The organism is Streptomyces sp. NPDC027962, from assembly GCF_055566095.1.
On the sequence record NZ_JBVHTA010000013.1, the window covers coordinates 92,258 to 113,072 of the forward strand.

A 20,815-nucleotide genomic window follows, 5' to 3' on the forward strand; every position below is an offset into this window, starting at 1 on the left:
CGATTAGGCTCGCGGCTGCCATGGAGTTCCAGCTACTGGGTCCGTTCGAGGCCCGTCACGAAGGAGACCGGGTCCTGGTGGGCAGTCGCCGCCAGGAGCGCTGTCTGCTGTCGATCCTCCTGCTGGAGGCGGGCCGCGTGGTGACCACCCGGCGCCTCATCGACCTGCTGTGGAACGGCGACGCGCCCGCCTCCGCCCGCGGCACCGTGCACACGTACATCGGCCGCCTTCGCGCCCGCCTCGCACCGTACGGGCTGCACATGGACACCCGCCACGACGGTTACGTCCTCGACCCTGGCTGCCATGCGATCGACGCCCAGGACTTCGTCGATCTCGCCAAGAAGGCCGGGGCCGCCGCCGATCCCGCGCAGTGCGTGCGGCTGTACGACAGTGCCCTCGCGCTCTGGCGCGGACCGCTGCTCGTCGACGTCGCCGACGACACGCTGCGCGAGCGGCTCGGCGGGCCGCTCGGCGAGCTGCGGCTGTCGGCGCTGGAGCAGCGGGCCGAGGCACAGCTCGAACTCGGCCTGCACGACAGGGTGGTGGCCGATCTGACTGTGCTCGCCCCCGAACACCCGGGCAGGGAAAGGCTGGTGGCGGCACAGATGACCGCCCTGTACCGCGGCGGCCGGCAGGCCGACGCCCTCGAGCTGTACCGCGTCACCCGCCGGGCGCTGGTGACCGAGCTGGGCATCGAGCCCGGCGCCGGGCTGCACACCCTGCACGACCGCATCCTGCACGGCGACCCACGGCTGAACCGGCCGCCCACCCCCCTCTACGCGGTACGGGTGGGGGAGGAGTGGCTGCCCTGGAGCACGAGCGGGGTACCCGCGCTCGAGTTCTGCAACACCTACGCCGGCTGGAACGGTCCGCCACAGCCCGGTTCCGAGTGGCTGCGCACCTATACCACGCTGGCCGTGTGGACCGGGCATCTGGATCTGGCCGAGGGCTGGCAGGTGGCCGGACTGCTGGAACAGGCACGGCGGCGTCCGGAGGAGGCCGCGGCGGTGCTGGACGAGGCTCGCGCGTTCCGTACGCAGCTGTACGCCTGCCTGACCGATCCCGACGACATGCGGGCGTTCAAGGCGGTGGCCGACGTGGCGGAGGACGCCGCGAAGGTGTCGGTGTTCGTCCGCGGTGAGGACGGTCTGGGCCGGTGGCGGCTGTCGCCTTCCGCCGGGCTGCGGCTGCCGGTCCTGGCCGTGGCTCGCGGCGCCGCCGAGCTGCTCGGTGATCCCGGGCGTTTCACGGTCCGGGTCTGCCCGGCGGAGAACTGCGGCTGGGTGTTCGCCGACGAAAGCGGCCGGCGCCGGTGGTGCAGCCTCGGGACCTGCGGCAAGGAGACGTCGACGTACTGAATGAGACATTGCTGTCTCATGTGGGCTATGGTTGTCTCATGGCCATGGACCGAGAACACGTGCTCCGCGCAGCCGCCGCCCTCCTCGCCCGTAAGTCGACCGCCACCATGGACGAGGTCGCCCGGGCCGCCGGCATCGGCCGCGCCACCCTGCACCGGCACTTCGCCGGCCGGGACGCGCTGGTCAGGGCGCTCGAGCAGCTCGGCATCCAGGAGTTCGAGGCGGCGCTCGACCGCGCGCGGCTCGATGAGGGCGGTGCGGGCGAAGCACTGCGCCGGCTGATCTCCGAGACGGAACCGGCCGCCGATCTGCTGGCCTTCCTCTACACCGAGAACCAGCTCTTCGAGGGCGACCAGATCAACGAGGGCTGGGCCCGTCTCGACGCCCGGGTCTGCGACCTGTTCCGGCGCGGCCAGCAACAGGGCGAGTTCCGCATCGATCTGACACCGGCCTGGCTGACGGAGGCGCTCTACGCCCTCATCGGCTCCTGCGCCTGGGCCGTGATGGACGGCCGGGTCGCACAGAAGGACTTCCAGTACATGACCGCCGAGCTCCTGCTCGGCGGAGCACAACGGAGAGTGGAGAAATGAGCAGCACCGTCCAGCACACGACCGGGACGGACGAGACCCTGTACCGCCCCGGCCGCTGGCTGGCACTCGCGGTCCTCGTCCTCGCCGTTCTGCTGGTGACCGTGGACGCCACCGTCCTCGGTCTCGCGACCCCGTTCCTCAGCGAGGATCTCAAGCCGACCGGTACGCAGCTGCTGTGGATCGGCGACGTCTACTCGTTCGTCATCGCGGGCCTGCTGGTCTCCATGGGCAGCCTCGGAGACCGCATCGGCCGCAAGAAGCTGCTGCTGAGCGGCGCCGTCGCGTTCGGCGCGGTCTCCGTGCTCAACGCGTACGCCACCACTCCCGAGACGATGATCCTCGCGCGGGCGCTGCTCGGCGTCGCCGGCGCGACGCTGATGCCGTCCACGCTGGCGCTGATCCGCAACATCTTCCACGACCCGCGGGAGCGCAGCCTCGCCGTCGGCATCTGGGGCGCCGCGGCGTCCGCCGGCGCGGCCGTCGGGCCCGTCGTCGGAGGGTTCCTGCTGGAGCACTTCTGGTGGGGCTCGGTCTTCCTGATCAACCTGCCCGTGATGGCCGTACTCGTCGTTGTCGGCATCAAGCTCCTGCCCGAGTCGAAGAACCCGGTCACCGGACCGTGGGACCTCACCAGTGTCGCTCTGTCCCTCGTCGGCATGGTCGCGGTCGTCTACGCGATCAAGGAGGCCGCGAGCCACGGCCCGGGCTGGGAGGCCGGCGCCGCGGCGCTCATCGGCATCACCGGACTGTACGGATTCGTCCGCCGGCAGCTCACGCTCGACACGCCGCTGCTCGACATGCGGCTGTTCAGGCACCGGGGCTTCTCCGGAGCGGTACTCGCGGATCTCCTGACCATTCTTGGCCTGTCCGGCCTGGTGTTCTTCCTGTCCCAGTTCCTGCAACTGGTCCAGGGCCGCGAGCCGCTCGAGGCGGGCCTCGCCGAACTGCCCGCCGCGATCGGCGCGGTCGCCACGGGGCTTGTGGCCGGCAAGGTCGCACGCCGCTTCTCCGTCCGCTCCGTGGTGGCCGGCGGCCTCGCCGCCGTCGGACTCGCCCTCGCCGTACTGACCCTGCTCGACAGCACGACCGGCTATCCGCTGCTCGGAGCGGCCCTGCTCATCGTCGGTGCGGGCGCCGGGTTCTCGTTCACGGTCACCACGGACGTGATCCTCTCCAGCGTCCCCAAGGAGCAGGCGGGAGCGGCGTCCGCGGTGTCGGAGACCGCGTACGAACTGGGTGCGGCGCTCGGCATCGCGCTGCTGGGCTCGATCGTGAACGGCGTCTACCGGGACTTCACCGCCCCCGAAGGCACACCGGCGGGCGTCGCGGTCGCCGCCCACGAATCGCTGGGCGGCGCGGTCGAGGCCTCGGCGGTACTCCCGACACACCAGGCCCAGGCGCTGGTCGCCGCGGCGCAGGAGGCCTTCGTCGACGGCCTGAGCCTGGCGGCGGGCGCGGGAGCGGTGGTGCTGCTGGTGACTGCGGTGGTGGCGTGGTTCCTGCTACGGGGCCAGAAACTGGTGGACGGCGTCGAACACTGACGCGTCAGGGTCGGGCCGGGGATCATTCCCCGCCCGCCCCTTCCCGCTGCACCGCTACTGCGTCGGGAGCCGTGCCGCGTTGCCGAGGTGGGCGCTGCCCACGTGGCGGCCGAGCCTGGGGCGCCGTATCGCGCCGAGGAAGCCAGTCCTGCGGCGTGGAGGGCCATGCCAGGGCCCGCCGTAACGCCGGCAAAGTCAGCCCCGCCGGGGGTACCGCCCACGGTCGCCAGGCCGTAGGGGGAGTTTGAGCCGCGGGGTTCGGGGCGGAGTATCGACAGGGCAAGGTTCTGGCCCTGCGACACGGAGGGCGCGGGGTTCGGGGCGGAGCCCCGACAGGGGCGGCAGGTTCCGGCCCTGCCGGCTCAGACGCGCCCGGGGGCCCGGGGCAGCGCCCCCGCAAAAAGCGCTATGCGGCCTTCGCCTTGGTCGCGTACATGTCCACGTACTCCTGCCCCGACAGCCGCATGACCTCCGCCATCACCGAGTCCGTCACCGCCCGCAGCACGTAGCGGTCGCGGTCCATGCCCTCATAGCGGGAGAACTCCATCGGCTCGCCGAAGCGGATCGACACCCGGCCGGGACGCGGCAGGCCCGCGCCGCCCGGCTGGAGCTTGTCGGTGCCGATCACGGCGAACGGGACGACCGGCGCGCCGGTCATCAGGGTCAGGCGGGCGATACCCGTGCGGCCCCGGTACAGGCGGCCGTCGGGGGAGCGCGTGCCCTCCGGATAGATGCCGAAGATCTTGCCCTCCTCCAGCACTCGGCGGCCCGTCATCAGCGCCGCCACGCCGCCGTTGGCGCCGTCGCGGTCGACCGGGATCATGCCGCAGCCGGTGAAGAACCAGGCCATGGTGCGACCCTTCAGGCCCTTGCCCGTGACGTACTCGTCCTTGCCGATGAAGTACACCGGCCGGTCGCACACCAGCGGAAGGATCATCGAGTCGATGAAGGTGAGGTGGTTCCCGGCGAGGATCACCGGCCCCGTTCCGGGGATGTTCGCCGCGCCTTCCACGCGCGGGCGGAACATCAGGCGCAGGATCGGCCCGAGCACTGCCTTGATGAGCGTCAAGCGGGACAACGGGTCCTCCGGTGTCATGGGGCGGGCGGTTATGGCCGGTGAAGTCTGTGCAGGTGAGGACGATACTCGCGGGTCACCCCGGATCGCACATCGGGTTCATGGAGCTGATACGCGGCGTTGACGTGTGTTTCCGCCGTGTTCGTGCAGGGTCTGCCGTCGCGAAGGCTCAACTGCCTACCATCGGGCGTCGCTTGACAGTGCGGGACGTCACATGGAGGAACGTTTCATGACACAAGGTGCGAGCAGTGGTCCGGCGCGTCGGAGTGTGCTGGGAGCCGCGGTCCTCACCACCGCCGCGCTCGGCGTCGGCGCCGGCCCGGCGCAGGCGGGTGAACGCAGGGGAAGCGGGCGCCCGCCCGGTGGGGACCTGCCCGTGCCCACCGTGATCGCCCACCGCGGCGCCAGCGGCTACCGTCCCGAGCACACCATCGGCTCCTACCGGCACGCCCTCGACATGGGCGCGCATGTCATCGAGCAGGACCTGGTGCCGACGAAGGACGGGCATCTCGTATGCCGTCATGAGAACGACATCACCGGTACGACGGACGTCGCGGCGCATCCCGAGTTCGCAGCGCGCAGGACCACGAAGTCGGTCGACGGCGTCAGTCTGAACGGGTGGTTCACCGAGGACTTCACGCTCGCCGAGCTGAAGACCCTGCGTGCCAAGGAGCGGATCCCCGGCACCCGCGAGGAGAACACCCTCTATGACGGCCGCTGGACCGTGCCCACGTTCGAGGAGGTGCTGCGCTGGGCCGAGCGGGAGGGCCGCCGGCGCGGCCGCCCGGTGTGGCTGCACGTCGAGACCAAGCATCCCAGCTACTTCCGCGGGCTCGGTCTCGGCCTCGAGGAGCCGCTGGCGAAGCTGCTGCGCCGGTACGGGCGGCACCGCCACAACTCGCCGGTCTTCGTGCAGTCGTTCGAGCCGAGCAGTATGCAGCGGATGGCGAAGCTCGTGTCCTCGCCGCGGGTCGTCCTTCTGTCGGGCGCGAGCTCCCGCCCGTGGGACTTCGTGGAGGCCGGCGACCCGCGCACCGTAGCGGATCTGGTCAAGCCGGAGGGCCTGAAGTGGATCGCCTCGTTCGCCCAGGGCCTCGGCCCGACGCTGGACCTGGTCATCCCGAAGGACACGAACGGCCGTCTGACGACGCCGACGACGCTGGTGCGGGACGCCCACGCCGAGGGCCTGATCCTGCACCCCTACACAATGCGCAACGAGAACACGTTCCTTCCCGCCGACTTCCGGCGCGGCACCGACCCGAATGCCTACGGGGATGTTTTCGGTGCATACCAGGTGTACTTCGCGACGGGGATCGACGGCATTTTCACCGACAACCCGGACACGGGCCTGCTGGCGGCAGCCGACTTCACGGCCTGAGCCAGGGCAGGCAGCCGACTCCGTGCCGCCCGAAGCCGCGTGGTCGGGCGCCGACTCCGCGGGGCCCGACTCCGGCCGCCGCCGAGGCCGCCGGTCCGGCTCCGGAGCCCGCGCGGCCCGACGCTGCGCGGTCGGCAACCGACTCTGCCGGCCTGACTCCGGCCACCGCCGACGCCGCCGGGTCGGCAACGCCGCTGGCCTACGCCGCGTGGTCGGGCGCCGACTCCGCGGGGCCCGACTCCGGCCGCCGCCGACGCCGCCGGTCCGGCTCCGGAGCCCGCGCGGCCCGACGCCGCGTCAACCGCTGTCTCCACACGAGGTTGACGCGGCGTCGCCCGTGATCCCCGGACGGCCGCGCCCCCGCTCCACCCCGTACGGGTGACGGCAGCGTCGCCGGGCAACCGCTGCCCCTCCGTCCGCCGTCCCGCCCGGCGTGACCGTTCTCGACGAAACACCGACCCCCGTCCATGTCGTCGGCGCGCTCAGGGACCTGGTGAGCGCCGAGGCCACGGCTGAAGCACCCGGCGCCTCGATGGAGGCCGGTGACCTGGAACAGGCCGTATGGGTAAGGCTTCTGGAGCGGCTCGGCGGCGACGGGCTGCCGCCCGACGCCGTGCGCTGGGTCAGGGCTGCCGTACGGGCGGAGGCGCGCCGCGCCCGCAGGAAGGCCGCGCGTGAACTTCCGTACCGTCAGGAACCCTCCGCCGACCCTGCGGGCGGGCCCGAGCGCGCCGTGCTCAGGAGCGAGCGCCGTCGTGCGCTGCGAGCCGCCGTGGCCCGCACTCCGGGGGACTGCCCCCGTCTGCTGACTGCGATGTTGTCGCCCCAGGACCCTACCTACCGAGAAATCGCAGGGACGTTGGGTATCTCACAAGGAAGTCTGGGGCCGCTGCGTTCCCGTTGCCTGGGATGTCTGCGCAGAATGCTCGCGACAGAGGTTGCAGCTCCTGAACATCGGGGAAAGGAGCGGTAGACAACCGGTGGTGACAGGTGAGCGGGAGGCGTGCGCACATGGGCATGAGCGTGACCATCTCGGCGGCGGCGGAGACCGACGCGGAGCACATCCTCAAGCTGCAGTATCTGTGCTATCAGACCGAGGCCGAGCTCTACGGCGACTACGGAATCGAGCCCCTGACCCAGTCGCTCGCGGACCTGAGGGCCGAAATCGCCGAGGGCCCCGCCCTCGTCGCCAAGCTCGGTGACGAGGTCGTCGCCTCCGTGCGCGCCCGGACGGACGCCACGGGGACGGCCCGCATCGCCAAGCTGATCGTCCATCCCCGGATGCAGCGGCACGGCCTGGGCGGCCGGCTGCTCGACGCGATCGAGCAGCGTTTCGCCGGGGACCCGGCGGCCAAGCGGTTCCAGCTCTTCACCGGCCACCGCAGCGAGAGCAACCTGCGGCTGTACCGCAGCCGCGGCTATGTGCCGGTCTCCCGCGAGCAGGTCGGACCGCGCCTGACCCTGGTCACCCTGGAGAAGGAGTCGTCCGCCGGCGCGTATGCGGCCAGCGCCTGACGCCTCGAGCAAGTCCCGGAGAGTTCAGGAGACCCGCGAGCGCCGCAGCCAGAGCATCCCGGTGACCGGCAGCAGCACCGGGATGAAGATGTAGCCCATCCCGTACTCGGACCACACCGTCGAGTCGGGGAACGCCGACGGGTCCAGTACCGTCCACGTCCCCACGATGAGCACGCCCGCCAGCTCGGCGGCGCAGCACACCAGCGCCGCCTTGCGGGCGGTCTCGCCGCCCCGCACCAGCGTGTAGGTGATGAAGGCGTACACCACGGCCGCGACGGCCGACAGCACATGCGCGAGCGGGGCGCTGCCGAAGTCCGTGAGGATCTGGTAGACGGACCGGGACACGGCGCCGACGGACATCACACCGTAGAGCCAGACCAGCAGCAGCCCCGGTCCGGCGACCAGCTTCGTCCGCTTCTTATGCGTGCTCTCGTGCGTGTCCTCCTGCGCGGTGGGCTCGGCCATGGTCAGCCTCCCCAGATGTCGTGGAGCCGCACCTCGAGGACCGCGAGCACCACCGCGCCGGCCGCGACCGTCGCCGAGCCCCAGCGGGTCCGCTCGGCCAGTGACAGGAAGCCGGCCGCGGGCACCGCCAGAGCGGAGCCGATCAGATACGACAGGAAGATCGCGGTGCCCTCGGCGGCGTTCTCGCCCCGTCCGAGCTGGACGATCCCGACGACCAGCTGCGCGAGCGCCAGCACGCTCACCACGGCCATGCCGATGAAGTGCCAGTCCTTGGTGGGCTGGTCGCGGTACGCGGCGAAGCCGCACCACACGGCGAGGGCGAGCGCGGTCACGGCGACCGCGACCGTCAGGGCGTCAAGCATGGGCTCGAGGGTATTACGGGCCAAAGGGCGCGATGCGCGCGGCCCCGGCGCAACCGGAGGGCGACTGCCCACCTATGGTCGGCGGCATGAAGCTCCACGCCGAAGCCCTGCTGTTCGACAACGACGGAACCCTCATCTCCTCCATGGAGTCGGTGAACCGCTGCTGGACCCGGTGGGCCGGTGAGTACGGCATCACGGCGGAGTTCGCCCGCGTCGAGCTGCACGGCCGCCCGGCCGCCGAGATAGCTGCCGACCTGCTGCCCGCCCGCATCCTCCCCGAGGCGGTGGCGCGCATCGAGCACCTCGAGGTCGAGGACGTGGCCGGCGGAGTGGTGGCGCTGCCCGGGACGTCCGCCCTGCTCGCGCAGCTCCCCCCGGAGCGGTGGGCCGTGGTCACCTCCGCCACCCGGCGGCTCGCCGAGGCCCGGCTCGCGGAGGTCGGCGTGCTGCCCAAGATGATGATCGCCGCCGACGACGTGACCCGTGGCAAGCCCGACCCGGAGCCGTTCCTGCTCGCCGCACGCCGCCTCGGCGTTGATCCCGCCCGCTGCGTGGTCTTCGAGGACGCTCCCGCCGGTCTTGCCGCCGGACGCGCCGCGGGCATGCGAACGGTGGCATTGACCACAACGCACGGGCGCGAGGAACTCGCGGCCGACGTGGTCGTCCCCGACCTCTCCGCCGTCTCGGTGCAGGTCACCGCCGTAGGCGTCGAGATCACCGCCGGGGAATGAGCTGTCCGCATAGCGTGCCAGAAGCGTCCGCTATGCGGACAGTGCCGGTTCGATCGACGGCCTGTCTGTTTTACTTGCAGCCATGACCACGACGAGCAGCCGCACCTTTGCGACCGAGGCGATCACGACGCCCGGTGCTCGTTGTATGTGTCGAATGTGCGCCATCTGAGGGCCCCTGCCAGAGCCTCGCGCCCCGAAGCGAGACCGACAGTCGCGCCGCGTCCGATCGTCCCCGGAAGAACCAGGAACGCACCCGGACCGAGCCTGCCCCGCGCACACGTTGCCCCGGCCACCAGCCGAACCGGCCGTGCCGCGTCGGAACTGAATGCCCCGTGCCCGGCGGACACCGCGCCGTGCACTCGACAGTGACGGAAACCCCTTGATCACCACTACGGGCCTTACCAAGGTCTACCAGTCGCGAGGCGGCCGCGAGGTCACCGCTCTGGACGGCGTCGACCTGCACGTCAGTGAAGGCGAGGTCTTCGGAGTCATCGGCCAGAGCGGCGCCGGCAAGTCCTCGCTGATCCGCTGCGTCAACCTCCTCGAGCGCCCCACCTCCGGCACCGTGACCGTCGACGGAACGGACCTCACCGCCCTCGCCGGCCGAGGCCGCCGCGCCTCCAAGGAACTTCGCGAGGCACGCAGCCGCATCGGCATGGTCTTCCAGCACTTCAACCTGCTGTCGTCGAGGACCGTCAAGGGCAACGTCGAGCTCCCCCTCGAGATCCTCGGCGTCTCGGGTGCCCAGCGCTCCCGCAAGGCCCTGGAACTCCTCGACCTGGTGGGCCTCGCCGACAAGGCCAACACCTACCCCGGCCAGCTCTCCGGCGGCCAGAAGCAGCGCGTCGGCATCGCCCGCGCACTCGCCGGCGACCCGAAGGTGCTGCTGTCCGACGAGGCCACCAGCGCCCTCGACCCCGAGACCACGCGCTCGATCCTCCAGCTCCTGCGTGACCTCAACCGGCAGCTCGGACTCACGGTGCTGCTGATCACCCACGAGATGGACGTCGTCAAGACGATCTGCGACTCGGCCGCCCTGATGAGGAAGGGGAAGATCATCGAATCCGGAACGGTGAGCGAACTGCTCGCGACCCCCGGCTCCGAGCTTGCCCAGGAGCTGTTCCCGGTGGGCGGCGAGGCCTCCGGCCCCGACCGCACGGTCATCGACGTCACGTTCCACGGCGAGGCCGCCACCCAGCCCGTGATCTCCCAGCTCTCGCGCACGTACAACATCGACATCTCGATCCTCGGCGCCGCCATGGACACCGTCGGCGGCAAGCAGATCGGCCGGATGCGCATCGAACTGCCCGGCCGCTACGAGGAGAACGTCGTCCCGGTCGGCTTCCTGCGCGAGCAGGGCCTCCAGGTCGACATCGTCGGCCCCGGCGGCCGGTCGGCCTTCGTCCCCGCGCAGGGCGCCCCCGAGCTGGTCAAGGAGGTCGCGAAGTGACCTGGTCCGAGATGGAGCCCCTGCTGAGTCAGGGAACCCTCGACACCCTGTACATGGTGCTGTGGTCCACCCTCGTCACCGTCGCGGGCGGACTGCCGCTCGGTGTGCTCCTCGTCCTCACCGACAAGGGGGGACTGCTGCAGAACACCCCGGTGAACAAGGTTGTCGGCGTGACCGTGAACATCGGCCGCTCGCTGCCGTTCATCATCCTGCTGATCGCGCTGATCCCGTTCACGACCCTTGTCGTCGGCACCTTCATCGGCCCCACCGCGATGATCGTGCCGCTCGCCGTCGGCGCCATCCCCTTCTTCGCACGGCTCGTGGAGACGGCTGTCCGCGAGGTCGACCACGGTCTGGTCGAAGCGGTCCAGTCCATGGGCGGCTCGATCCCCACCATCGTCCGCAAAGTGCTGCTGCCGCAGGCACTGCCCTCGCTGGTCTCCGCCGTCACCACCACCGTGATCGTCCTCGTCGGCTACTCGGCGATGGCCGGCGCGGTCGGCGGCGAAGGCCTCGGATCCAAGGCCGTCACCTACGGATTCCAGCGCTTCGAGACGCAGTTCATGCTCATCACGGTCGTGATCCTGATCGCCGTCGTGACGATCGTGCAGCTCGTCGGCGACGGAGTCGTCCGGCTCCTCGTCCGGCGCGGACGCGCTGCGAGCTGAGCCCCGACCTTCTCTCCCCACACAGCCCGCACTCCTTGTCCGGGCGACGTTCCACCACCAGAAAGAGGCACTTTTCGTGCGTAAGAAGATCAAGCTCACCGCGGCTGCCGCCGCCACCGCAGCTCTCGCCCTCGGCCTCACCGCCTGCGGCACGGCCTCCGATCCTGGCGCCAGGTCCGACTCCGGCACCAAGGCCGACGGGTCCAAGGCGCTCGTCGTCGCGGCGTCTCCCACGCCGCACGCCGACATCCTGACCTATGTCAAGGACAACCTGGCGGCCAAGGCGGGCCTCAAGCTGGAGGTCAAGGAGTTCACGGACTACGTCCTGCCGAACACCGCCACCCAGCAGGGCCAGGTCGACGCCAACTTCTTCCAGCACAAGCCGTACCTCGACGACTTCAACAAGAAGAACAAGACGACCATCGCCCCGGTCGTCAACGTCCACCTCGAGCCGCTCGGCCTCTACTCCAAGAAGGCCGACGACATCCTGGACATCAAGGCCGGCCAGACCGTCGCGGTCCCCAACGACACCACCAACGAGGGCCGCGCGCTCCATCTGCTCGCCGACAACGGTCTGATCACCCTCAAGGACGGTGTGGGCACCGACGCGAAGCTCTCCGACATCGCCGACGCGAAGGGCCTGAAGTTCAAGGAGCTGGAGGCAGCCACGCTGCCCCGCGCCCTGAACGACGTCGACGCCGCCGTCATCAACGGCAACTACGCCATCGAGGCCGACCTCAAGCCCGCCTCCGACGCGCTGGTGCTGGAGAAGGCGGAGGGCAATCCGTACGCCAACTTCCTCGCCGTCAAGGAAGGCAACGAGGACGACAGCCGTGTGCAGAAGCTCGCCGGGCTTCTCAACTCGCCCGAGGTGAAGAAGTTCATCGAGGACAAGTACGCAGGCTCCCTCGTGCCCGCCTTCGGCGCCGCCAAGTAAGGCTCGAGCAGCCTCACTTGACTCAGGCCCCGCGCACCTACCAAGGTGCGCGGGGCCGCCGTCGTACCCCACCCGGCCATGCACGGCCCGCACCCGATGTTGCATGCTGTGCCTTTACGGTTACGACGACCCAACGGCTTTGACCATTTATCGACAGTCTTCGGCATGGAGCTGCGCATGACTACCGCCTTCCCGGACGTGTCCATCAGTACGGAGCGGTTGGTGCTGCGCCCCTACGAGGACGCCGACATCGCGGCCCACACCGAGATGATGAACGACGAGACGGTCACCGCATGGACCTCTGTGCCGCACCCCTACACGGCCGCGGACTCCGAGGAATGGGTGCGCAGGATCGCTCCTGCGATACGCGCGGAGGGCCACGGCATCGTCCTTGCCGTCACCGAGTTCCTCACCCAGCGGCTCGTCGGCGTCGTCCACCTGCAGAACACCGACTGGCGCACACTGTCCACCGAGGTGTCCTACGTCACGGCCCCCTGGGCGCGCGGCGAGGGATACGCGACCGAGTCCGTCCTCGCCGTGGCCCAGTGGCTCTTCCGCAACCAGAAGTTCGAGCGCATGGAACTGCGCACCGCGGCGGACAACACAGCCTCCCAGCAGGTGGCACAGAAGATCGGCTGCATCAGCGAAGGCGTCCTGCGCAACGCCTGGATAGCGCGCACCCAGACACAGGACGGCACGTGGGCGGAGATCCGTACCGATCTCATCGTGTGGAGCCTGCTGCCCGAGGACCTGGAGGCCGACCGCATGGCCGAGGCGGGCTACACCTCCTTCACCGACTGGAACTGATCGCCCCGGCGCGCGGCGCGCGGACGCCCCTCCCCAGGGCCGGCCGCCGGGGCCGCCAGGTACCCTCACCCTGCGACGCATACCCGCGCGACTGCTCCGACCTGCGACAACCTCCAGGAGACTGACGACGATGGCCGACCGGGTCACGGTGATCGGCTGGGACGGTTCGCCGCTCACCCAGGCGGCCAGGTCCGCGCTGTCGGCCGCCACCCTGGTGGCCGGCGCCGCCCACCACCTGGCACTGCCCGAAGTACCGCCCGCCGCCGAACGCATCCGGCTCGGCAGCGTGGACCTCGCCGCCCGCAGGATCGCCGGACACCGCGGCAGCGCCGTCGTCCTCGCCGACGGCGACCCCGGCTTCTTCGGCGTCGTACGCACGCTGCGGGCACCCGAGTACGGCCTCGAGGTCGAGGTCGTCCCCGCCGTGGCCTCCGTGGCCACTGCCTTCGCAAGGGCGGGCATGCCCTGGGACGACGCCCAGATCGTCGTCGCACACAGCCGTACGCTGCGCCGCGCGGTCAACGTGTGCCGGGCCCACACCAAGGTCGCGGTCCTGACCTCCCCGGGCGCCGGGCCCGCCGAGCTGGCGCTGCTGCTCGACGGCATCCACCGCACCTTCGTCATCTGTGAGGAACTGGGCACCGATCGGGAACAGGTCACCGTCCTCACCTCCGACAAGGTCGCCGACCACATGTGGCGCGACCCCAATGTCGTCATCGTCATCGGCGGCACCGGCAGCGCCGCCGCCCACACCGGCCTCGGCGGCTGGATCGCCGGCCGGGACCCGGGCTACCCGCCGGCCCTGCGCGGCTGGGCGCTGCCACACGCCGAGACGGCCACGGGCGAACACACCGAAGCGGCCACAGGCGAAGGTGAATACGCCGGACTGCGGGCGGCGCAACTCGCCAGGCTGGGACCCCGCATCGGTGACCTCCTCTGGGACATCGGCAGCGGCAGTGGCGCACTCGCCGCGGAAGCCGCGCGTTTCGGTGCCGCCGTGATCGCCGTCGACGCCGACCCCGACGCCTGTCGTCGCACCGAGGCGGCGGCCCGCCGCGTTGGTGTCCAACTCCAAGTGGTCCAGGGACGAGCGCCGCACGTTCTCGAACGTTTGCCCGAACCCGACGTCGTGCGCATCGGCGGCGGGGGAGTGCCGGTCGTCACCGCCGTGGCGGACCGGCGGCCGGAGCGCATCGTCGCCCACGCCTCCACGCGTGACGAGGCGGAGGCCATCGGTGCGGCGCTCGCCGCGGGCGGATACGCCGTCGAATGCGCCCTGCTCCAGTCCGTCGAAATGGACACCTCCGACTGGTCGGAGCGGGAGCGGTCGGTCGTCTTCCTGCTCTGCGGACGGCAGCCCGACCCGCGCCCCCGGCCCCCCGCCACGGACGGTCCGGGGTAGGCTGGCCGATCGTTGTACCGCAGCCGGGTGTTCGTCGCTTCGTTCGTCAATGTCCGGAAAAGGGAGCCACTTTGGTTCCCAAATGTGGTACGCCGATACCGGGGGGTCGCGCGACGTGGCGCAGCCCACAGCCGACCGCGGCGGATCTTGCTGCCGCGGCGGCGAACGACCGCGACAATGTCTGGGTCCGAGGGTCAATCGTGCCGCGCGGCGCACACGCTCGTTCTTGTTGACGGGCGTCAGGTATGCCGCTGTCGGACGTCCCGGGCGATGGGCGAAGGAGCAACCGATGGGCGAGGGGTACGCGCATGACTGACACCGGCCAGATCCCGGGCGAGGGGCTGCCGGAGAACGCAGGCATGGTGGAGCAGCCGGGCGTCCCCGCTCCCGGCGCGTACACCTACCTCGAACCCTCCGAGAACAGCCCGGAAGAGGACGACCTGCTGCTGATGCCTGGTGCACAGGGCGCGTGGAGCGACCACCAGAGCGCTGCCACGGCTCCGGCCGGGAACATGCAGGCGGCGCCCGCCACCGATCAGTACGCGGTGGCGCCCGCGGCAGTTCAGCCGATGGCGCCCCAGGACGCGGCGCTGCAACAGAGCGGCGAGTACCAGACCGATTACGGCTCCGCCGCTTATCAGGCACACGACTACCAGGCCGCCCCGGCGGTGCACGGTGTCGAGCAGGGGTCGGGGGAGCCCGCGTTCGCGTCGGGGCCGGCGCCGGAGGCGGTGGCGGCCCCCGAGTTCGTCGCGGTGCCTCCGGCAGCCCAGGAGCCCCAGTTCCAGGACGTCCGGGCCATGCCCCAGGACTCTCAGCAGTTCCAGGTCCCGGCGCAGGAAGCCGCCGCGCAGGAGCCGTTGGTGCAGGTGCAGGGGACGATGTCGGTGGTCCCGGGCGTGGCGCCGGCCGACTCGGCCGCCGTCGCCGCGCAGGCCCCCGTCGCGGCCGACGCCTCTGTCGAGCCCCCTGTCGAGGCTTCTGTCGAGGCCGAAGCCCCGGCCGAGGCGGTCGCCGCTGCAGCGCACGCGCAGGGCGCGCCGCAGTACGAGGCGGCCGCCGCCACGCAGACGGCGGGCCACGAGACCGGCGCCCACGAGGCGGGTGGCCGTGACTCCGGATCCGTCGACCTTGGCGCCGTACGTATGCCCGCGGCCGCCACTTCCGCCATGACGACGCCCCCGCCGGCGCGTCGCCCGCTCCACATGGGACCGCCTGTGCCCGATACCTCCAGCGGCGTAGTCCGCTCGCTCGCCGACCGAGGGCCCGCGGGAACGCCGCCGCACCCGATGGTCGTCCGCCCCACCCCGGCGCAGCCCGCCCAGACGGGCGTGGAATACCTCGACGTACCGCGCGAGGAGCCCGCCGCCGAGCTGCCCGGCCCGCAGCTGGGGGAGATCCCTCCGCAGGCCGGTGCCCCCTGGGATCCCCGGCCTCCACAGGACCAGGCGCCCACGGCCACCCCCATGGCCCCCGCAGAAACGGTCGTCCCGCAGACATCGGTCGAACCGGCGGCGTCGGTCGAACCGGCGGCGTCGGCCGAACCGGCGACAGAGCCGACGGCCGAACAGGCTGCGGCTGAGGCCGCGTCGGAGCAGGCGCCCGTCGCGGCGGAGGCAACCGTGCCCGCTCCGCGCATGGGCGGCTCCGAGCCGGTGGCGCCGAAGGAGCCGGCCCCCGTCCCGGAGGCCGAGCCCGTGCTTGCCGCAGAGGTCCCGCAGGCCGAGGCCGAGGTTCCGCAGACCGAGCCCGTTCCCGCTGAACCCGCCCCCGTCGAGGTCCCGCAGGCAGAGACTCCGGCCGCCGCGCCGTCCGCGCCGGCTCCCGAGGCGGAGCCCGTGCCGGAAGCCGTGCCCGCGCCGGCCGCGGAAGCCGCGGCCCCTGCGCCCGCACCGGCTGCCGAAGCCGCGCCGGAACCCGCCCCCGAGGCCGTCGCGGAGCCCGTACCCGCTGCAGCCGGGGCGGCGTCCGACACCGTTCCCGAAGCGGGTCCCGGCGGGACCCCCGCGGACGTGGCACTGACGGACACGCACCCCGCTCCGGAGCCAGTCGAGCCCGCTCCCGGCCAGGACACCATCGCGCCTCCCGTCGCGGCCGACGGCGAGCCCGCCGGCGAGCCCCCGCAGGCCCCACAGCCGGTCGAGAGCGTCACGGCCCCCGCGCCCGGCTACGACGACGCCGAACGTGAAGCGGTCCTGCGCGTCATGCGCGAACGCCGCGACATCCGCAACGGATTCCGCAGCGACCCCATCCCGCACGAGGTACTCCTGCGGGTCCTCGAAGCGGCGCACACCGCGCCCAGCGTCGGCCACTCCCAGCCCTGGGACTTCGTTGTCATCCGCTCTGCCGAGACGCGCCGCACGATGCACGAACTCGCCCAGCGCCAGCGCGAGGCGTACGCCAAGTCGCTGCCCAAGGGCCGGGCGAAGCAGTTCAAGGAACTGAAGATCGAGGCCATCCTCGACACCCCGGTGAACATCGTCGTCACGGCCGACCCCACCCGCGGCGGCCGGCACACCCTCGGCCGGCACACCCAGCCGCAGATGGCCCCCTACTCCTCGGCGCTCGCCGTCGAGAACCTCTGGCTCGCCGCCCGCGCGGAAGGGCTCGGCGTCGGCTGGGTCTCCTTCTTCGACGAGCGCGAGATGGTCCGTACGCTCGGTCTGCCCGAGCACCTCGAGGTCGTCGCCTACCTCTGCGTCGGATACGTCGACGAGTTCCCCGAGGAGCCCGAGCTGATGCAGGCGGGCTGGTCCAAGCGCCGCCCCCTGTCGTGGGTCGTCCACGAGGAGACGTACGGCCGCCGGGCGCTGCCCGGCGAGGAACCGCACGACCTCCTGCAGGAGACCATCACCAACATCCGCCCGCTGGACGCCAAGGCGCTCGGCGAGGCGTGGGAACGCCAGAAGCGGATGACCAAGCCCTCCGGTGCGCTGGGGATGCTGGAGATCATCTCCGCACAGCTCTCCGGCCTCTCCAGGATGTGCCCGCCGCCGATCCCGGAGCCCGCGGCCGTCGCGATCTTCGCGGGCGACCACGGCGTGCACGCCCAGGGCGTCACCGCCTGGCCCCAGGAGGTCACCGGCCAGATGGTGGCCAACTTCCTCGGCGGCGGGGCGGTCTGCAACGCCTTCGCCAACCAGGTCGGGGCCGAGGTCTGCGTCATCGACGTGGGCGTGGCCTCCGACCTGCCGGCCACCCCCGGCCTGCTGCCGCGCAAGGTGCGCCCCGGCACCGCCGACTTCACCACCGGACCGGCTCTCAGCCGGGAGGAGGTGCTCTCGGCGATCGAGGTCGGCATCGAGACCGCCCGCGACCTGGTGGCCGCCGGCAACAAAGCGCTGCTCACCGGTGAGATGGGCATTGCGAACACCACCACGTCCGCAGCGCTGATCTCCGTTTACACGGGCGCCGACCCGTCGGAGATCACCGGTCGCGGTACCGGCATCAACGACGAGATGCACGCCCGCAAGGTGGACGTCGTCCGTCGCGGCCTCGAACTCCACCGGCCCGACCCGGCGGACCCGATCGGGGTTCTGTCGGCAGTCGGCGGCCTGGAGCACTGCGCGCTGGTCGGTCTCATCCTCGGCGGCGCCTCGCTGCGGACCCCGGTCGTCCTCGACGGCGTCAGCACGGGCGCGGCGGCCCTCGTCGCCCGCGCCATCGCCCCCGAGGCGCTGGCCGCGTGCATCGCCGGTCACCGCAGCGCGGAGCCCGGCCATGTGGCGGCGCTGAACAAGCTGGGCCTGCGTCCGCTGGTCGATTTGGATCTCCGCCTCGGCGAGGGCACAGGCGCCCTGCTGGCGCTGCCGGTGGTGCAGAGTGCCGCGCGCGCCATGCACGAGGTGGCGACGTTCGACTCGGCCGGCGTCACCGAGAAGTAGGTCGCTTCCGCACCGCGCACCCGGTCCGCTCCGTACCGGGTGCGCGGCGCACAGGTCTCGGAAGCAACTGTTCCGCAACGGCCCCCGAGGCCCCCGGCCCGGGGTCGTATCGTGGTGGCCAGGATCCTGCACCCGCCCCCACCAGCCGCTTCAGCGTCGCAGCGGCCTCACTCACCGCACTGCCCCGCCCGAGGAGCCGCACCGCCATGGCCGAGCACGTCCCGCACGCCGAGCAACCCGCCTACCCCGTCGGTCTCCGTCTCGCCGGGCGGCGCGTCGTCGTCATCGGCGGCGGGCAGGTCGCCCAGCGCAGGCTCCCGGCCCTGGTCGCGGCCGGCGCCGACGTCACCCTGATCTCCCCGTCCGCCACCCCCTCCGTCGAGGCCATGGCAGAGTCCGGCGAGATCACCTGGACCCGCCGCCGCTACGAGGACGGCGACATCGCCGACGCCTGGTACGCCCTCGTCGCCACCGGCGACCCCGACGCGAACGCCCGCGCGTCCGCGGAGGCCGAGCGGACCAAGACCTGGTGCGTCCGCAGCGACGACGCGGAAGCCGCCACGGCCTGGACCCCGGCCACAGGCCGCAGCGACGGCGTGACCGTCGCCGTCCTCACCGGCCGCGATCCGCGCCGTTCCGCCGCCGTACGCGACGCGATCGTCGAGGGGCTGCGCGACGGCACCCTCGCCGCGCCGCACCATCGCAGCCGCGCCCCGTTCGTCGCCCTCGTCGGCGGGGGACCCGGCGACCCGGACCTGATCACCGTCCGCGGCCGCCGGCTGCTCGCGGAGGCCGACGTCGTCATCGCCGACCGCCTCGGCCCGCGCGACCTGCTCGACGAACTCCCGCCGCACGTCGAGGTGATCGACGCCGCGAAGATCCCGTACGGTCGGTTCATGGCCCAGGAGGCCATCAACAACGCCCTGATCGAGCACGCCCGGGCCGGCAAGGCAGTCGTGCGGCTCAAGGGCGGCGACCCGTATGTCTTCGGCCGCGGCATGGAGGAGGCCCAGGCCCTCGCGGAGGCGGGCATCCCCTGCATCGTCGTGCCCGGCATCTCCAGCTCCATCTCGGTCCCCTCCGCCGCCGGTATCCCGGTGACCCACCGCGGCGTCGCTCACGAGTTCACCGTCGTCAGCGGCCATGTCGCCCCCGACGACCCGCGCTCGCTCGTCGACTGGAAGTCCCTGGCCCGCCTGCGGGGCACACTGGTGATCCTCATGGGAGTCGACAAGATCGGCGCCATCGCGCAGGCCCTCATCACCCACGGCAAGGCGCCCGACACCCCGCTGGCCCTCGTCCAGGAGGGCACGACCGCCGCCCAGCGGAGGGTGGACGCCACGCTCGCCACGGTGGCGGAGGCCGTGACGGCGCAGGACGTACGGCCTCCGGCGGTCATCGTCATCGGTGACGTCGTCTCCGTCGGCCCGACCAAGTAACGACCGGCACACGTAACCACCGGTAACCGCGTCGTGCGGGAACCGTTGGCACCGCACATCCAAGAAGGCAGTATCACCCTGTGGCCGAACTCATCACCGTCGAGGACCCCGACGACCCCCGCCTGTGCGACTACACGGGTCTGACCGACGTCGAACTGCGCCGCCGCCGCGAACCGGCGGAAGGCCTGTTCATCGCCGAGGGCGAGAAGGTCATCCGCCGCGCCCGGCAGGCCGGCTACAAGATGCGGTCGATGCTGCTCTCCGCCAAGTGGGTCGACGTGATGCGCGACGTCATCGACGAGGTCCCGGCGCCCGTGTACGCCGTCGACCCCGCCGTCGCGGAACGTGTCACCGGCTACCACGTGCACCGGGGCGCCCTCGCGTCCATGCAGCGCAAGCCCCTCCCCGCGGCGGCCGAACTCCTGTCCACCGCCCGCCGGGTGGTCGTCATGGAATCGGTCAACGACCACACCAACATCGGCGCGGTGGTGCCTTCGGGTCTGCAAGAAGGTGCAGCTCGGCGCGTCGCCGTGTTCGAGGATATCGTTGATCATGCCAACCTGGGGGCTGCCTTCAGGAACGCCGCTGCCCTAGGCGTCGACGCGGTCCTTCTCACCCCGCGCTGTGCCGATGCTCTCTACCGTAGGTCCGTGAAGGTCTCGATGGGGGCCGTCTTCCAGGTGCCGTGGACTCGCCTGGAGTCCTGGCCGAAGGATGTCGAGGTCTTGCGTTCCGCGGGCTTCACGGTCGCCGCGCTCTGCTTGAGTGACCGAGCGATCACCCTCGATGAACTCGCCGCGCGGAACGACGAGAGACTCGCCCTGGTCTTCGGCACGGAAGGCGCCGGCCTCACCCCCGGGACCCTCGCCGCTGTCGACGAGCACGTCCGCATCCCGATGGACGCCGGTGTCGACTCCCTCAACGTGGCGGCCGCCTCGGCTGTGGCCTTCTACGCCACCCGGCCGCGAGCTGCCTGAACCCGGCGTGCAGCCCGACTCGTCTGCCGCTGCCTGCGGCTTTGCCTTGAAAAGAGCCTCTGATCTGCGATGGAGACCCTTTCTGATCTTTCAGGGGCTTGCTGTGTTGGGCGGCGAAGAATCCCTCGGAAGTCCCTCGGACAGTGTTGAAGGTCCCTGAAAAGTCCCTGGAGCGGAGGGGCGGGCGAGGCCTTTGGGCTGGGCGTTCGCGACAGCCATCGGAGCACGACGTCGGA

At 71.4% G+C, this 20,815-nt stretch carries 18 protein-coding genes; 15 read left to right on the forward strand and 3 right to left on the reverse strand.

From position 1 onward, the window contains the following. The first annotated feature begins 20 nt into the window (after positions 1-20). The 3 genes from ACZ4SA_RS15100 to ACZ4SA_RS15110 are packed head-to-tail and all read left to right on the forward strand — an operon-like array spanning position 21 to position 3,489. Positions 21-1,358: a BTAD domain-containing putative transcriptional regulator gene (locus ACZ4SA_RS15100; RefSeq protein WP_468274096.1), complete on the forward strand. Its 1,338-nt coding sequence runs from the start codon at positions 21-23 to the stop codon at positions 1,356-1,358. Between the two features lie 38 nt (positions 1,359-1,396). After that, positions 1,397-1,948, forward strand: coding sequence for a TetR/AcrR family transcriptional regulator (locus ACZ4SA_RS15105; protein WP_468274099.1), 552 nt, complete (start codon positions 1,397-1,399; stop codon positions 1,946-1,948). Beyond that, positions 1,945-3,489, forward strand: a complete 1,545-nt coding sequence (locus ACZ4SA_RS15110) for an MFS transporter (protein WP_468274101.1) — start codon at positions 1,945-1,947, stop codon at positions 3,487-3,489. Before ACZ4SA_RS15105 ends, ACZ4SA_RS15110 begins: the two co-directional genes overlap by 4 nt. A gap of 406 nt (positions 3,490-3,895) precedes the next feature. On the opposite strand, the gene ACZ4SA_RS15115 is transcribed toward ACZ4SA_RS15110, so the two are convergent. Further along, positions 3,896-4,567, reverse strand: coding sequence for a lysophospholipid acyltransferase family protein (locus ACZ4SA_RS15115; protein WP_468274269.1), 672 nt, complete (start codon positions 4,565-4,567; stop codon positions 3,896-3,898). Positions 4,568-4,793: 226 nt separating this feature from the next. Here ACZ4SA_RS15115 and ACZ4SA_RS15120 point away from each other — a divergent pair, with 226 nt between their 5' ends. From ACZ4SA_RS15120 to ACZ4SA_RS15130, 3 genes are all read left to right on the forward strand, one after another. Then, positions 4,794-5,942, forward strand: coding sequence for a glycerophosphodiester phosphodiesterase (locus ACZ4SA_RS15120; protein ID WP_468274103.1), 1,149 nt, complete (start codon positions 4,794-4,796; stop codon positions 5,940-5,942). Between the two features lie 433 nt (positions 5,943-6,375). Beyond that, positions 6,376-6,915 (forward strand): sigma-70 family RNA polymerase sigma factor, encoded by a 540-nt coding sequence (locus ACZ4SA_RS15125; RefSeq protein WP_468274106.1) that lies wholly within the window; start codon positions 6,376-6,378, stop codon positions 6,913-6,915. 38 nt (positions 6,916-6,953) lie between these two features. Next, a complete protein-coding gene (locus ACZ4SA_RS15130) occupies positions 6,954-7,457 on the forward strand; it encodes a GNAT family N-acetyltransferase (protein WP_468274107.1) in 504 nt (167 codons plus the stop codon). Positions 7,458-7,481: 24 nt separating this feature from the next. Here ACZ4SA_RS15130 and ACZ4SA_RS15135 read toward each other — a convergent pair whose 3' ends face one another. Next, the gene (locus ACZ4SA_RS15135; RefSeq protein ID WP_468274110.1) at positions 7,482-7,922 is read right to left on the reverse strand and encodes a hypothetical protein; all 441 of its coding nucleotides are present in this window, start codon (positions 7,920-7,922) and stop codon (positions 7,482-7,484) included. Between the two features lie 2 nt (positions 7,923-7,924). Then, complete coding sequence (locus ACZ4SA_RS15140) at positions 7,925-8,284, reverse strand: hypothetical protein (protein ID WP_468274112.1); 360 nt, start codon at positions 8,282-8,284, stop codon at positions 7,925-7,927. Positions 8,285-8,370: 86 nt separating this feature from the next. On the opposite strand from ACZ4SA_RS15140, the gene ACZ4SA_RS15145 reads away from it, so the two are divergent. From ACZ4SA_RS15145 to ACZ4SA_RS15185, 9 genes are all read left to right on the forward strand, one after another. Further along, positions 8,371-9,015, forward strand: coding sequence for an HAD-IA family hydrolase (locus tag ACZ4SA_RS15145; protein WP_468274114.1), 645 nt, complete (start codon positions 8,371-8,373; stop codon positions 9,013-9,015). Between the two features lie 379 nt (positions 9,016-9,394). Then, positions 9,395-10,465, forward strand: a complete 1,071-nt coding sequence (locus ACZ4SA_RS15150) for a methionine ABC transporter ATP-binding protein (RefSeq protein WP_468274117.1) — start codon at positions 9,395-9,397, stop codon at positions 10,463-10,465. Further along, positions 10,462-11,133 carry a methionine ABC transporter permease gene (locus tag ACZ4SA_RS15155; protein ID WP_468274119.1) on the forward strand — a complete coding sequence of 224 codons (672 nt, stop codon included), beginning with the start codon at positions 10,462-10,464 and terminating at the stop codon, positions 11,131-11,133. Before ACZ4SA_RS15150 ends, ACZ4SA_RS15155 begins: the two co-directional genes overlap by 4 nt. 76 nt (positions 11,134-11,209) lie before the next feature. After that, on the forward strand, positions 11,210-12,070 hold the full coding sequence (locus tag ACZ4SA_RS15160) for a MetQ/NlpA family ABC transporter substrate-binding protein (RefSeq protein ID WP_468274122.1): 861 nt from the start codon (positions 11,210-11,212) through the stop codon (positions 12,068-12,070). A gap of 177 nt (positions 12,071-12,247) precedes the next feature. After that, entirely contained in the window at positions 12,248-12,877 is a 630-nt protein-coding gene (locus tag ACZ4SA_RS15165) for a GNAT family N-acetyltransferase (protein ID WP_468274124.1), read from the forward strand. Positions 12,878-13,007: 130 nt separating this feature from the next. Then, positions 13,008-14,279 (forward strand): precorrin-6y C5,15-methyltransferase (decarboxylating) subunit CbiE, encoded by a 1,272-nt coding sequence (gene cbiE, locus ACZ4SA_RS15170; RefSeq protein ID WP_468274127.1) that lies wholly within the window; start codon positions 13,008-13,010, stop codon positions 14,277-14,279. 308 nt (positions 14,280-14,587) lie between these two features. Beyond that, positions 14,588-18,163, forward strand: a complete 3,576-nt coding sequence (gene cobT / locus ACZ4SA_RS15175) for a nicotinate-nucleotide--dimethylbenzimidazole phosphoribosyltransferase (protein ID WP_468274129.1) — start codon at positions 14,588-14,590, stop codon at positions 18,161-18,163. A gap of 206 nt (positions 18,164-18,369) precedes the next feature. Further along, complete coding sequence (gene cobA / locus ACZ4SA_RS15180; protein ID WP_468274132.1) at positions 18,370-19,602, forward strand: uroporphyrinogen-III C-methyltransferase; 1,233 nt, start codon at positions 18,370-18,372, stop codon at positions 19,600-19,602. An 80-nt stretch (positions 19,603-19,682) separates the two neighbouring features. Then, positions 19,683-20,579, forward strand: a complete 897-nt coding sequence (locus ACZ4SA_RS15185; RefSeq protein WP_468274134.1) for a TrmH family RNA methyltransferase — start codon at positions 19,683-19,685, stop codon at positions 20,577-20,579. The last annotated feature ends 236 nt before the right edge of the window (positions 20,580-20,815 follow it).

What these genes read in the sequence shown, in the direction of transcription:
- ACZ4SA_RS15105 (WP_468274099.1), top strand. Translation starts at nt 1,397, where the DNA reads ATGGCCATGGACCGAGAACACGTGCTCCGCGCAGCCGCCGCCCTCCTC.
- ACZ4SA_RS15165 (WP_468274124.1), top strand. Translation starts at nt 12,248, where the DNA reads ATGACTACCGCCTTCCCGGACGTGTCCATCAGTACGGAGCGGTTGGTG.
- cobT (WP_468274129.1), top strand. Translation starts at nt 14,588, where the DNA reads ATGACTGACACCGGCCAGATCCCGGGCGAGGGGCTGCCGGAGAACGCA.
- ACZ4SA_RS15145 (WP_468274114.1), top strand. Translation starts at nt 8,371, where the DNA reads ATGAAGCTCCACGCCGAAGCCCTGCTGTTCGACAACGACGGAACCCTC.
- ACZ4SA_RS15130 (WP_468274107.1), top strand. Translation starts at nt 6,954, where the DNA reads ATGGGCATGAGCGTGACCATCTCGGCGGCGGCGGAGACCGACGCGGAG.
- cbiE (WP_468274127.1), top strand. Translation starts at nt 13,008, where the DNA reads ATGGCCGACCGGGTCACGGTGATCGGCTGGGACGGTTCGCCGCTCACC.
- ACZ4SA_RS15120 (WP_468274103.1), top strand. Translation starts at nt 4,794, where the DNA reads ATGACACAAGGTGCGAGCAGTGGTCCGGCGCGTCGGAGTGTGCTGGGA.
- cobA (WP_468274132.1), top strand. Translation starts at nt 18,370, where the DNA reads ATGGCCGAGCACGTCCCGCACGCCGAGCAACCCGCCTACCCCGTCGGT.
- ACZ4SA_RS15100 (WP_468274096.1), top strand. Translation starts at nt 21, where the DNA reads ATGGAGTTCCAGCTACTGGGTCCGTTCGAGGCCCGTCACGAAGGAGAC.
- ACZ4SA_RS15140 (WP_468274112.1), bottom strand. Translation starts at nt 8,284, where the DNA reads ATGCTTGACGCCCTGACGGTCGCGGTCGCCGTGACCGCGCTCGCCCTC.
- ACZ4SA_RS15110 (WP_468274101.1), top strand. Translation starts at nt 1,945, where the DNA reads ATGAGCAGCACCGTCCAGCACACGACCGGGACGGACGAGACCCTGTAC.
- ACZ4SA_RS15135 (WP_468274110.1), bottom strand. Translation starts at nt 7,922, where the DNA reads ATGGCCGAGCCCACCGCGCAGGAGGACACGCACGAGAGCACGCATAAG.